The sequence below is a fragment of the Pseudomonas nabeulensis genome (assembly GCF_004682045.1).
In the GTDB taxonomy this organism is placed as follows: domain Bacteria; phylum Pseudomonadota; class Gammaproteobacteria; order Pseudomonadales; family Pseudomonadaceae; genus Aquipseudomonas; species Aquipseudomonas nabeulensis.
On sequence record NZ_QUZT01000079.1, the window covers coordinates 16,094 to 27,807 of the forward strand.

General features: G+C 61.4%; 14 protein-coding genes. 11 read left to right on the forward strand and 3 right to left on the reverse strand.

The features are described from left to right. Nucleotides 1–8 precede the first annotated feature (8 nt). From DYL61_RS27495 to DYL61_RS27505, 3 genes are all read left to right on the forward strand, one after another. On the forward strand, nt 9–254 hold the full coding sequence (locus DYL61_RS27495; protein WP_135310958.1) for a helix-turn-helix domain-containing protein: 246 nt from the start codon (nt 9–11) through the stop codon (nt 252–254). Continuing rightward, nucleotides 247–1,476 carry a type II toxin-antitoxin system HipA family toxin gene (locus DYL61_RS27500; RefSeq protein WP_135310959.1) on the forward strand — a complete coding sequence of 410 codons (1,230 nt, stop codon included), beginning with the start codon at nt 247–249 and terminating at the stop codon, nt 1,474–1,476. Before DYL61_RS27495 ends, DYL61_RS27500 begins: the two co-directional genes overlap by 8 nt. 70 nt (nt 1,477–1,546) lie before the next feature. After that, nucleotides 1,547–1,708, forward strand: a complete 162-nt coding sequence (locus tag DYL61_RS27505; RefSeq protein WP_135310960.1) for a DUF2986 domain-containing protein — start codon at nt 1,547–1,549, stop codon at nt 1,706–1,708. A gap of 1 nt (nt 1,709) precedes the next feature. Here the strand turns inward: DYL61_RS27505 and DYL61_RS27510 are convergent, their stop codons facing one another. Then, the gene (locus tag DYL61_RS27510) at nt 1,710–2,921 is read right to left on the reverse strand and encodes a YeeE/YedE family protein (RefSeq protein WP_135310961.1); all 1,212 of its coding nucleotides are present in this window, start codon (nt 2,919–2,921) and stop codon (nt 1,710–1,712) included. Nucleotides 2,922–3,045: 124 nt separating this feature from the next. Between DYL61_RS27510 and DYL61_RS27515 the strand changes: the two genes are divergently transcribed. From DYL61_RS27515 to DYL61_RS27525, 3 genes are read left to right on the forward strand one after another with little or no spacing between them, the layout of a single operon-like run. Beyond that, nucleotides 3,046–3,321, forward strand: coding sequence for a metal/formaldehyde-sensitive transcriptional repressor (locus DYL61_RS27515; protein WP_135310962.1), 276 nt, complete (start codon nt 3,046–3,048; stop codon nt 3,319–3,321). Next, complete coding sequence (gene dmeF / locus DYL61_RS27520) at nt 3,318–4,208, forward strand: CDF family Co(II)/Ni(II) efflux transporter DmeF (protein WP_135310963.1); 891 nt, start codon at nt 3,318–3,320, stop codon at nt 4,206–4,208. The genes DYL61_RS27515 and dmeF overlap by 4 nt, the downstream gene beginning before the upstream one ends. Before the next feature lie 29 nt (nt 4,209–4,237). Beyond that, on the forward strand, nt 4,238–4,417 hold the full coding sequence (locus tag DYL61_RS27525) for a DUF1289 domain-containing protein (RefSeq protein ID WP_135310964.1): 180 nt from the start codon (nt 4,238–4,240) through the stop codon (nt 4,415–4,417). Between the two features lie 3 nt (nt 4,418–4,420). On the opposite strand, the gene DYL61_RS27530 is transcribed toward DYL61_RS27525, so the two are convergent. Beyond that, nucleotides 4,421–5,212 (reverse strand): DNA/RNA non-specific endonuclease, encoded by a 792-nt coding sequence (locus tag DYL61_RS27530; RefSeq protein WP_135310965.1) that lies wholly within the window; start codon nt 5,210–5,212, stop codon nt 4,421–4,423. Nucleotides 5,213–5,306: 94 nt separating this feature from the next. After that, nucleotides 5,307–6,524, reverse strand: coding sequence for an MFS transporter (locus DYL61_RS27535; RefSeq protein WP_135310966.1), 1,218 nt, complete (start codon nt 6,522–6,524; stop codon nt 5,307–5,309). Nucleotides 6,525–6,648: 124 nt separating this feature from the next. Here DYL61_RS27535 and DYL61_RS27540 point away from each other — a divergent pair, with 124 nt between their 5' ends. The 5 genes from DYL61_RS27540 to phnX all read left to right on the forward strand — a co-directional run bounded on the left by DYL61_RS27540 (nt 6,649) and on the right by phnX (nt 11,695). Beyond that, a complete protein-coding gene (locus DYL61_RS27540; protein ID WP_135310967.1) occupies nt 6,649–7,299 on the forward strand; it encodes a TetR/AcrR family transcriptional regulator in 651 nt (216 codons plus the stop codon). A gap of 107 nt (nt 7,300–7,406) precedes the next feature. Continuing rightward, entirely contained in the window at nt 7,407–8,498 is a 1,092-nt protein-coding gene (psrA, locus tag DYL61_RS27545; protein WP_135310968.1) for an iron-containing alcohol dehydrogenase PsrA, read from the forward strand. Nucleotides 8,499–8,592: 94 nt separating this feature from the next. Then, nucleotides 8,593–9,888 (forward strand): MFS transporter, encoded by a 1,296-nt coding sequence (locus DYL61_RS27550; RefSeq protein ID WP_135310969.1) that lies wholly within the window; start codon nt 8,593–8,595, stop codon nt 9,886–9,888. A gap of 20 nt (nt 9,889–9,908) precedes the next feature. Further along, nucleotides 9,909–10,781, forward strand: coding sequence for a LysR substrate-binding domain-containing protein (locus DYL61_RS27555; RefSeq protein WP_135310970.1), 873 nt, complete (start codon nt 9,909–9,911; stop codon nt 10,779–10,781). An 86-nt stretch (nt 10,782–10,867) separates the two neighbouring features. Continuing rightward, on the forward strand, nt 10,868–11,695 hold the full coding sequence (gene phnX / locus DYL61_RS27560; RefSeq protein WP_135310971.1) for a phosphonoacetaldehyde hydrolase: 828 nt from the start codon (nt 10,868–10,870) through the stop codon (nt 11,693–11,695). Nucleotides 11,696–11,714 lie beyond the last annotated feature (19 nt).

The window sequence follows — 11,714 nt, forward strand, 5'->3', positions numbered from 1 at the left end:
AAAACGGTATGGAAGATCTAGGTCTACTCATCAAAACCCTGCGTAAAGCAGCCGGCCTATCACAAAGTCAGCTCGCACAACGCCATGGTATGAGTCGCGCCACTATTTCGGGGATCGAGAACAACACGATCCCCGAAGTGGGGATTCGCAAGGTTGCGGCGATCCTCGAGGGGTTGGGGTACGAATTGACCGCGACGCCCAAGCGTCGCCGCAGGACGCTCGATGAACTGAAAACGGAAAACCTCCATGACTAGATCAAGCGAGCGGTTGTACATCGGCGTCGGCGGTAAGCCCGCCGGAATACTCGGGCGCAGCGAGGAGAGCCCGCGCGATTCGGTGTTTTCGTATAACCCTGCAGTCGACGAAAAGGACGCCGTGTCCTTGACCATGCCCGTGCGCCTGGAGAGCTACAACTGGGCGTATGGCATCCATCCTTTGTTTGAGATGCACCTCCCCGAAGGGCACCTGAAAGCGGAACTTGTGCGGCGCTTCAGCAAATCCGTGCGCGGTTTCGACGACTTCGCCTTATTGAGTATCGTCGGTCCGCATCAGTTAGGCCGCATCAACGTCACCCACACGCATGACGAATCGCCGCCTGAAATCAGGCTCTCTGATCTGCTGGTGTATGACGGCGCCAACCACCTGTTCGACGACCTGATGAAGACCTACGCAGCCTACTCTGGGGTTTCGGGCGTTCAACCTAAGGTGTTGGTGCGCGACGCTGGCGACACGAATGCTGACGTTGCACGCCTGACCCATCGTGGCGCCACGCACCTGGTCAAAGCCTTCAACGACTCAGAATTCGCACAACTTGCCGCCAATGAGTTTTTCTGTATGCGTGCGGCTTTTCACACAGGGCTTGAAGTGCCTGAATGCCAGCTTAGCCAGCACGGTAGGTTTCTGGTGGTAAAGCGCTTTGATATCGGCGATAGCGCCTACCTTGGCTTCGAGGATATGTGCGTGCTGTCCGGCTGGGGAACCCACAAGAAGTACGACGGCAGCTACCAGGGTTGTGCGAAGTTGATCAAGACCTACGTCTCCCCTTCTCACGTGACCAAGGCCCTGGAAGACTTTTTCATGATGGTCGCGCTGTCGGCTGGCATCCAAAACGGTGACGGCCACTTGAAGAATTTCGGACTGCTTTATGAGCACTGTGCGGAGGATGCCGATATCTGGCTCGCGCCAGCTTACGACCTGGTGACGACCACCGTGTATCAGGTGAACGACATTATGGGCCTGTTGCTGGGTGGTTCGAAGGCCTGGCCCAAGCGCAAGATGCTGGTCCAGTTCGGGCGTAGCGCGTGCAACTTGAGCGAGGCCCGCTGCAATGAATTGCTCGCCAACGTGAACAACGGCATGAGCCGCGCGATGCTTGAGTTATCGGAGTATCGACGTACACATCCCGAGTTCGATGCGGTCGGCGAAAAGATGAGCGACGCGTGGGAGGCGGGGCGGCTCAGGAGTATTGCGCCGTGAGGTTATTCATCGCCCGGCCGTGCTTTTCAAGCTGGTATCATCCCGGCCAGTCCGAACCAGGAAAAACCCCATGAACCGCCAGAAAAAACTCCAGCAGCTCTTCAAGGCCAAGGCCAAAAAAGCCAACGCCAAATTGGCGCCGAAGAAAAAGAACACCTACATCAGCAAGGCCGATCGGGAAAAGCTGGCGGCTGAAGCCGCTCAGGCGCCGAGCCCTTCCCCGGAGAGCTGACTCAGCAACCGCTCAACGCCACCTGCCGACGTTCACCCTCAAAGAAAAACGGTCGCAACCGCACACCCACGCTGTTGCCGATAAACGCCGCCACCAGCCACACCCAGCCATGCAGGCTGCCCGAGGCGATGCCGCTGAAGTACGCGCCGATGTTGCAGCCGTACGCCAGGCGCGAGCCGTAGCCAAGCAGCAGGCCACCGATCACGGCGGCCACCAGCGAGCGCGCGGGGATTTTCAGGCTGGGGGCGAAACGACCGGCCAGGCCCGCGGCCAACAGCGCGCCGAGGACGATACCGATGTCCATGACGCTGGTGATGTCTTCCCACACCGGCGCGGCCAGGGCTTTTGCGTTCGCCGGCACTTGCCAGAATGCCCAGGTACTCACATCCACACCCAGGCCAGTCGCGACCTTGGCGCCCCACAACGCGAACGCCGAGGTGATGCCCCACGGGCGACCGGCCAACGCCAGGGTCGCGTAGTTGAGCAGCGCCAGGCCAATCGCGCCCCACACCAGCGGCCACGGCCCGCGCAAGAAGCGGCGCAAACCGGTGTGTTCGCTGGTCACGCCCTCTTCCAAGTGACCATGCCGACGTTTTTCCAGGTGAACGGTCACCAGTGCAATCAGTGCGAACGCCACCAGGCTCAAGCCCATGGCCGGGCCCACGCCGAAGCTCTTGACGATGGACACCGCCGGGAATGACGGCAGGGCAAACCACCAATCCACATGGTGGGTGGCGATCAACGAGCCGCAGATGAAGAAAAACAGCGTCACCAGCATGCGCGCATTACCACCGCCCACGGTGAACAGCGTGCCCGACGCACAACCGCCGCCCAACTGCATGCCGATGCCAAAGATAAACGCACCAAACACCACCGACACACCCGCCGGTGCGACCAGGCCGACCACCGGCTGCCCGAACAACGAGCCCGCCCCCAGCGCCGGGAAGAACAGCAACACGGCCAACGCCAGCATCACCATCTGCGCACGCAAACCGGCGCCGCGACGCTCGTTGATAAACACGCGCCAGGCCGACGTGAAACCGAAGGCCGCGTGGTAAAGGGTCAAGCCCAGTGCAGCGCCGACCACCAGCAACAGCACCTGTGAGGAACCCACGCTGTTTTGCAGGAACAAGGCGCCAAGCACCAGGAGGATAAACGCCACCAGTGGCGCAACAGGCTTGCGCTCGGGGTTCATGGGGAGAGAGCTGCTCATGGGGTATCTCGGTTTATTTGAATGTGAAGGGTTGCGAGGGGCGCGAGTATAAACCGTTAAGTCATTGTATAGGGGGGTGGGGTATGCAATGATCCGCCCCATTATAGGTAGGGGGGGTATCCGAATGGGCCACGTAAGCGCCAACAAAGACAGCCTGATCAAGCGGGTGAAACGCATCGCCGGGCAGATCCAGGCCGTGGAAAAAGCCCTGGAGTCGGACGCCGATTGCGCCAAGACCCTGCACTTGGTGGCCGCCACACGCGGTGCCATCAATGGCTTGATGGAAGAGATTATCGAAGACCACGCCAGGGCCCACGTCGCCGATCCGTCCCTGAGCGAAGAACAGCGCAACCAAGGCGTCGAAGAATTGCTCGAAGCCATTCGGCGGTACTCCAAATGACCACGCAGACGCACGACCACGTGTTCCTCGGCGCTTCCCACGATGAAAACGCCAGGCGCACCCTGTGGGTGGTGATGCTCACCCTGGTCATGATGGTGGCGGAAATCGTCGCGGGCGTGATCACCGGCTCCATGGCCCTGCTCGCCGACGGTTTTCACATGGCCACCCATGCCGGCGCCCTGGGCATTGCCGCTGCGGCTTATGCCTATGCCAAGCGTCATGCCAACAACCCGCGCTACAGCTTTGGCACGGGCAAGGTGGGCGACCTCGGCGGCTTCGCCTCGGCGTTGATCCTGGCGCTGGTGTCATTGGGCATTGGGGTTGAATCGGTGATGCGCTTGCTGGAGCCCACTGCGGTGCAATTCGGCACGGCGACGCTGATCGCGGTGGTGGGCCTGGTGGTGAATATCATCAGCGCGCTATTGCTGGGTCACGGCCATAGCCACGATCACGAACATGACCACCACGGCCACGACAACAACCTCAGGTCCGCCTACATTCATGTCATCGCCGATGCACTGACCTCCGTGCTCGCCATCGTCGCCCTGCTCGCGGGACGCTATCTGGGCTGGGTGTGGCTGGACCCGCTGATGGGCCTGGTCGGCGCCATCGTGATCGCACGTTGGGCCTGGACGCTGATGGGCACCACCGCCGGTGTGCTGCTGGACCAGACCGACGCACACGTCGCCGAAGAGATCCGGGAATTGGTCGAGCAACCTGGCGATGCGCGGATCACCGACCTGCACGTGTGGCGCGTCGGGCCAGACGCCCACGCGGCGATTGTCAGTGTGGTGGGAGGCGCCACGATAAATGCCGAGTGCATTCGCGAACGCCTCAAGCCTGTCCATGAAGTGAGCCATCTCACCGTTGAATTTCACGCGGCATAACCGCCGCGCATTCCTGACCCAGGTGCCCCTTGGCCAAAGACATTGAAAACCCGTGCATTTCCATCTGCCAGCTCAGCGGCGACCTGTGCGTCAGCTGCGGGCGCAGCAAGGAAGACATCCGCAAATGGAAACGCATGAAACGCCCCGAGAAGATGGCCGCCGTGCAGCGCGCAACCCAGCGACTCAAGGCGCTGAAAAAGTCCAAGTGACGCTCAACCGCGCCCTACCGAACCCGACACCGGAAGATTACCGAGCAACTTGAGCCCGGTGCTTTTCACGAAGGTGTCGTAGTCCATGGGCTTCTGGATGCGGGTTTCAGCGTTGGGCAGCACATAGGCCCAGGCGCGTTTCGACGAGGCGTCGTACACCAGCTTGAACAGGCGCGTCGGCACCCAGACCTTATTGTCGCCAATGGTGCCGTAGCCTGCGTCAAACAACGGCCCGGTGAACACATACACATCGCCGCCGGCACGCACGGCGAACTTGCGCACATCGGCCTCGACCTTGCTCCAGATCTTGCGGTTGTTGGTGGGGTCTTGCGGCACCATGTTCGACAGCGCGAACGACTGGGCCATGGCGTTGGCATTCGGCGCGTCGGCGGCCGGGGATTGATGGCCACGGTCCATGTGCTGGGCGCGGTAGTCACTCAGCTCGGCGCGCCCGCTCTTGGGGATGCGCGGGTCGGCGTAGAACTGGTTGGTGCGCTCCTCGCCCTTGGCGTCTTTCAGCTTCGCGGCATTCAGACGCTCGACCACCACCAACGGGGTCTTGCTGGTTTGTGAATAGAGCACCGCAAAGTGATCGGAACACAGGGCCAGGGGTTTCATGGTGGCCGGTACGGTGGCGGTCTTGATGGGGGTGGCGGCGGGAAACAGTTCGGCGCAGCTGTCGAAAGAGAGCTGTCGTTCCTGTTTGGAGTAAAGGTCGGCGACAGCCCGGGCGTGGGCGCCGGCAGAAAACAAAACAAGGGCCGACAGCCCCACTGCAAGTTTGCGAAGGTGCATGCATTGATTCTTTGAAAGGAAGTAAGGCGGCAGGCTCCGACGGGCGGAGCCAAGTGGATGATATTGCGGGGATTATTGACTGACAGTTGTCAGATTAGTGCCCAACCGCCGCAGGTTTTTCCGCACTCCGGGCACCAGGCTTGAACCCATGCCGGTGCGCGCCCCAGGCAATCGCAAACGACACCGCGATCAACACCACCATCGCCCACGGAAACGACGCCACGCCCCAGGTCTCCAGCAACACGCCGCCCACCACGCCACTGCCGGCAATCGCGCTGTTCCATGCCACCACATTCAGCGACAGCGCCACGTCGGCGCCATCGCCTGCCGCATCGGCCAGGGCGGTTTGCAGCAAGGTGGCGGCGCCGCCGAAGGTCAGGCCCCAAACCGCCACGCCGAGGTAGATCACCGAAGGCTGGTTGCCCAACAAACCAAACACCAGGCTGACCAGGGCAAAAGTCGCCAGGCTCACCAACACGGTTTTGCGCAGCAGCGGTTCAACCAATCGAGCCGTGATCCAGATGCCCGCCAACGCCGCGATGCCGAATACCAGCAGCACCAGGTCCACCCGCTCCGCCAGCCCCGCCGGGGCCACGAACGGCGCGATATAGGTGTAGAGAATGTTGTGGGCCAACATCCAGCTGATCACGACCGCCAGCACCGGCCGCACGCCCGGCGTGGTCAGTACCTTGCCCAGGGACACACGCTGGTGCGCCGCTTGCGGGGGATAGTCCGGGACTTTCACCAGCACCCACACAATCAGCACCAAGGTCATCGCCGACATCAGGCCAAACGTGGTGCGCCAGCCCACCAGGCCACCCAGCCATGTACCCAGCGGTACACCCAGCGACAGCGCAATCGGCGTGCCGACCATCGCCAGCGCCAGCGCCTTGCCCTGTTGATGCGGTGCCACCATGCGCCGGGCGTAACCGGCCAACAAGCTCCAGGCCAACCCCGCCGCTACACCGGCAAAAAATCGTGCGACCAGGGTCACGCCATAGTGGGACGACAGCGCGGTGATGGAGTTGAACAGCAGGAAGCCGACGATGGTCAGCAACAGCACGTTGCGCCGACGCCAGCCACGGGTGGCGATGGTCATCGGGATCACGGCCAATACCGAACCCAACGCGTAGGCCGTGACCATCTGCCCGGCCATCGACGGTGAAATCGCCAAGCCCTCGCTGATTAATGGCAGCAGGCCCGCCGGCAGGGTTTCGGTCACGATGCAGATGAAACCGGTCATGGCCAGGGCGAGCAAGGCGCCGATGGGTAGGCGCTCGGATGACGCCGATAAGCTGAGTGAAGGTGTCACGGGGAAACTCCTTGAGAGGGACTTAAATACCGATCGATACAAATGTTGCGTGCGACCTTGCTACGTTGTCAACGACTTTTGTATCGACTAGTATTTATCTCGCTTTCCCCACCGGAGACCTGACATGGCACAAATGGGCCGCCCCCGAAATTTTGATCGTGACCACGCCGTAGACCAGGCCTTGCACCTGTTCTGGCAACACGGTTACGACGCCACGTCCCTGGCCCAGCTCAAGGCCGGCCTGGGTGGCGGCATCTCCGCGCCGAGTTTTTACGCAGCGTTCGGTTCCAAAGAAGCGCTGTTCGACGAATGTGTGCAACGCTACCTGGCGACCTACGCCCAGGTCACCGAATGCCTGTGGGACGAAACCCTGGCGCCACGCCAAGCCATCGAAACCGCGCTGCGCCAGTCGGCACGCATGCAGTGCGAAGACGGGCACCCCAAGGGCTGCATGGTGGCCCTCGGCGTGATGAGCGCGCCGAGCCCGGAAAATGCCCGAGTCGCCGATACGTTGACCCAGTCCCGCCTGCGCACCCGCGCCGGAATGGTGGCGTGTGTGGAACGAGCGATGCGGGACGGGCAATTGCCGGACAGCGTTGACCCGGCGGTGATGGCGACGGTGTTCGACAGTTTCCTGCAAGGCGTTTCGATACTGGCGCGGGATAATGTGCCCCACAGCGTCATCGACGCTGCCATTACGCAGGTGCTGATGACCTGGGATGGAGCGGCTTCCATCGTGGCGCCTCGCGCTCACCTGAAACACACCCGCGACTGATGTGTTATCGGTCCAGCCGATAAGCCCCTGCGAATTATCGATTTGAGCCTTTGTTGAAGGGCCCCGACTATGGGGCCGCTTCCTACAACAAAAACAAAGGACCCGCCATGACAGATCGATTCCACAACCCCGTAGACACGCGTTTCGGCTGGGGCAGCCTCGCCCAGCTCGCCGAACTTACCGAACACCAGACCGTTGCCCTGGTGACCTTTCCCGAAGCGCGCAGCCTGGGGTTGGTGGATCGCATTCAAGCGCTGCTGGGTGAGCGCCTGGTGTATATCGTCGACGATGTGCAGCCCAACCCCGACGTTGCGCAATTGCGCGGCACCTACGAGCGGTTCTGGCAGCAGGCCGGCGAATGTCACACCGTGATCGCCGTGGGCGGTGGCAGTGCAATCGATACCGCCAAGGCCTTGATCGTCGGTACTGCGTCGGGGACGTTTGACGAACTGCTGGGGCTGCTGGCATCGGGAAAACCCTTTGTGCCGGCGCGCAGCAAGGTTCTGATCGCGGCCCCCACCACCGCAGGCACTGGCAGTGAAGTGACGCCCTGGGCAACTATCTGGGATTGCGCCAGCCTGAAAAAGTACTCGTTGCACCTGGAGTGCACCTGGCCAACGGTAGCCATCATCGATCCGCAGTTGATGCTCACCGTGCCAGGCAGCGTCACCATTTCAACCGGGCTGGACGCTTTGTCCCATGCGCTGGAATCGGTGTGGAACATCAACGCCAACCCGATTTCCGATACGTTTGCGATCTCGGCCATCGAGGACATCCTCGAATGCCTGCCGCGGCTGCATCAGAACCTGTCCGACCCGCAACTGCGTTCGCGCATGGCCCTGGCTGCGCTGAAAGCCGGGCTGGCCTTCTCCAATACCAAGACCGCCCTCGCCCACTCCATCTCCTATGAAATGACCCTGCATTACGGCTTGCCCCATGGCATCGCCTGTTCTTTCACCTTGCCCTTGGTGCTGGGCCTGGCCTGGGGCCGCGATGCGGCGCGGGATCAAACCCTGCAACGCATCTTCGGCAACGACCTGCTGCAAGCCCAAGCAAAGCTGCGTGGATTCCTGCACAGCCTGCAAGTGAAGACGGAGTTTACCGACTACGGTGTCAGCCCTTCCAACGCCGAAGCCATGATCCAGTTTGCGATGCAAGGCGCGCGAGGCAAAAACTTCATCGGCACGCAAGCAGCCTGAAACCTGCGCGCCGCGACGATTTCCTGCTGCACCGACACACGAGTGCACTCGCCAATGCCACCCGGCGGGAACGAACAATAAAAAGGAAAAGATCATGAACCGTGCCCAAACCCTGCCCGGTCTCGCAGTGCAGACCGCGTCGTTTCGTGTCGCCCAGTGGCGGATGCTGCTGGCCGCGATGTTCTGCTACTTGTTTTTCTACACCGGTCGGCAAACCTTCGGCTTTGCCATTCCCGGCATCCAGGCCGAGTTTGGCCTGACCAAGGAAACCCTCGGCTGGGCCTCGGCCGCCATGCTGTGGGCCTACGCCATCGGCCAGGCTATCAACGGCAACCTGGCTGATAAGTTTGGTGGTCGGCGCATCATGACCCTTGGCGCGGTACTGTCATGTGCGGCCAATTGGGTGACCAGCTTTGCCGGCGGCTTCGCCAGCCTGATCCTGCCGTGGGGTCTCAATGGCTACTTCCAGGCTCTGGGCTGGGCACCGGGCAGTCGGTTGATATCCAACTGGTGGAGTGCCGGCGAGCGCGGCAAGGTCTATGGCTTTTATGTATTTGCCGCAGGTTGCGCCTCGGTACTGTCCTACGTCACCTCGATTGTCGTGCTCGAAGTGCTGCAGCTGGAGTGGCGCTGGATCTTCCGGCTGCCGGTGCTGTTGATGCTCGCTGGCGGGATTATCTTTTATCTGGTGGCTCGGGAACGCCCGCAGGACATGGGCTTCGCTCCCCTGTCCGACACCGGCGTGGCGAATGCCGAAGACAAGAGCCATGAAGTCGCCCACGGTGAAGTCGAGACATCGGTACAACGTTATAAAGCCGTTTTGAAAAACGTTCGCCTGATCATCGCCGCCGTATCCCTGGGGTTCCAGAACGCTGCGCGCTACGGTCTGATCGTGTGGGTGCCGGTGCACTTCCTGGGCGCCGACTGGAAAAGCGGTGACAGCCTGGTCGACCCCAAGTGGATCACGGTGGCGCTGCCAGTGGGCATGGCGATTGGTGCCCTGAGCAACGGGTGGGTATCGGACAAGCTGTTCGGTTCTAAGCGCTACCTGGCGATCATGCTTTACATGGTCCTCGGCGCAGCCACCAGCCTGTGGATGTGGGTATTGCCGCCACACAGCGCGATTGGCCTGGTGGCATTGTTCCTGTGCGGTTTCTTCGTGTACGGCCCGGCATCAAGTTTTTGGGCGCTCTGCCCGGACCTGGTGGGGGCCAAGCGCGCCGGCACGGCAACCGGTGTGATGAACTTCTCGTCGTATCTGTTTGCCGGCCTGGCGGAACCGCTGATCGGCAGTATGCTCGACAGCACGGGCAACACGTCGCTGATCTTCATCGTCGTGACCACGGCGTGCCTGAGCAGTGCGGTGGTCGCGCTGTTCATCAGACGCTGAATCCGCAACAGGACCCTGACATGTACCAGTACCACAAGTGGCTGCGCTCCTTTCATGCGGTGGCGAAGACCGGCAGTTTCACCCTGGCCGCCGAGTTCCTGAGCGTGGGCCAGCCGACGATCAGCGAGCAGGTCAATGCCCTGGAGAAAAGGTTCTCGGTGGAACTGTTCCACCGGCGCGGCCGCTTTATCGAAATGAGTTCGGCAGGCCACCAGCTATATGCAATCACCCAGGGTCTGTTCGGCCAGGAGGATGAAGCCGTGCAACTGCTGCAGAGCTTTAAACAACGCAAGACCGGCCTACTGCGCCTGGGGGCTGTTTCGCCGCCGATTGCGATGAACCTGACCTATGAATTGATGCAGCGCCACCCGGATATCGAACTGGAGACCTCGTTTTCCCCCGAGAAGGAAACCCTGGACCGGCTGTTCAATTTCGATATCGACGTGGCGATCCTGGCGCTTTCCGAGTTCGACCAACGCTTCGACACCCAGCTGTACCACCGCTACCCGATCATTGCCGTGGTACGTGATGACCATCCGTGGGCGAGCCAGGACGAGGTGCATGTGGAGCAAATCAGCCAGGAGAGATGGGTCATGCGCGAAAAAAGCTCGCGCACCCGCCAACTGGTGGAAGAGCGCTGCAAGCACCTGGGGGTTTCCTTGAACTGCGTGATGCAACTCAACAGCCGCGAAGCCATCGTGCACGCCATCGCCAAAGGTATCGGCATCGGCTTCGTCTCGGCGGTCGAATATGCCGAAACCCCAGGCACGACCCCCATCACCTTTGTGAACCATCCGTTTTCCATCGACTACCACCTGTGCTGCCTGGGTATTCGCCGCAACCGACCGATGATCGCGGAACTGTTCGACTCAAGCCCAACACCCGGCACCTGACCCACACAAGCGCTTCACCCATTGACCGGCCTACCTTCTGCACACGGAAGGGACGGCCTCCCCGTACCCAAAACTGGAGATTGACCATGCACTACCAACAACCGACTCAACTGCAAGCGGTGGTCCTGGACTGGGCTGGCACTGTCGTCGACTTTGGCTCGTTTGCCCCCACCCAGATCTTCGTCGAGGCGTTCGCCGAATTCGGCGTGGCCGTGTCGCTCGAAGAAGCCCGCGGCCCGATGGGCATGGGCAAGTGGGACCACATCCGCACCCTGTGCAACCACCCCCCTATCGCCGAGCGTTACCGCACTGTGTTCGGCCGGCTGCCTACCGATGAGGACGTAACGGCGTTGTACGAGCGTTTCATGCCGTTGCAGATCGAGAAAATCGCCCTGCATTCGGCAGTGATCCCCGGCGCACTGGAGGCCATCGCAGCACTGCGCGACAACGGCTTGAAAATCGGTTCGTGCTCCGGTTACCCAGCGGTGGTCATGGCCAAAGTCGTGGAGTTGGCACGGCAGAATGGCTATGTCGCCGACCATGTAGTGGCCACCGACGAAGTGCCCAATGGCCGCCCACACCCGGCGCAAGCGTTGGCCAACGTAATCGCGCTGGGTATCAGCGATGTCGCGGCATGCGTCAAGGTGGACGACACCTGGCCCGGCATCCTCGAAGGCCGCAGCGCCGGTATGTGGACGGTGGCCCTCACCTGCTCGGGCAACGCATTGGGCCTGACCTATGAACAATTCAAGGCACTGCCAGCGGTCGAACTCGCGGCGCAGCGGGCACGCATCAGCCAACTGTTCGAGGGTTCAAGACCGCACTACCTGATCGACACGATCGTGGAGTTGCCGGCAGTGATCGAAGACATCAATGCACGTCTCAAACGCGGCGAGACGCCCCAGGGTTGCTGAGGAGGACGGGACAACACAA

Bases quoted from the DNA above. Each gene is read 5' to 3' on its own strand.
- DYL61_RS27495 (WP_135310958.1), top strand. From the start codon at position 9: ATGGAAGATCTAGGTCTACTCATCAAAACCCTGCGTAAAGCAGCCGGC.
- DYL61_RS27500 (WP_135310959.1), top strand. From the start codon at position 247: ATGACTAGATCAAGCGAGCGGTTGTACATCGGCGTCGGCGGTAAGCCC.
- DYL61_RS27505 (WP_135310960.1), top strand. From the start codon at position 1,547: ATGAACCGCCAGAAAAAACTCCAGCAGCTCTTCAAGGCCAAGGCCAAA.
- DYL61_RS27510 (WP_135310961.1), bottom strand. From the start codon at position 2,921: ATGAGCAGCTCTCTCCCCATGAACCCCGAGCGCAAGCCTGTTGCGCCA.
- DYL61_RS27515 (WP_135310962.1), top strand. From the start codon at position 3,046: ATGGGCCACGTAAGCGCCAACAAAGACAGCCTGATCAAGCGGGTGAAA.
- dmeF (WP_135310963.1), top strand. From the start codon at position 3,318: ATGACCACGCAGACGCACGACCACGTGTTCCTCGGCGCTTCCCACGAT.
- DYL61_RS27530 (WP_135310965.1), bottom strand. From the start codon at position 5,212: ATGCACCTTCGCAAACTTGCAGTGGGGCTGTCGGCCCTTGTTTTGTTT.
- DYL61_RS27540 (WP_135310967.1), top strand. From the start codon at position 6,649: ATGGCACAAATGGGCCGCCCCCGAAATTTTGATCGTGACCACGCCGTA.
- psrA (WP_135310968.1), top strand. From the start codon at position 7,407: ATGACAGATCGATTCCACAACCCCGTAGACACGCGTTTCGGCTGGGGC.
- DYL61_RS27550 (WP_135310969.1), top strand. From the start codon at position 8,593: ATGAACCGTGCCCAAACCCTGCCCGGTCTCGCAGTGCAGACCGCGTCG.
- DYL61_RS27555 (WP_135310970.1), top strand. From the start codon at position 9,909: ATGTACCAGTACCACAAGTGGCTGCGCTCCTTTCATGCGGTGGCGAAG.
- phnX (WP_135310971.1), top strand. From the start codon at position 10,868: ATGCACTACCAACAACCGACTCAACTGCAAGCGGTGGTCCTGGACTGG.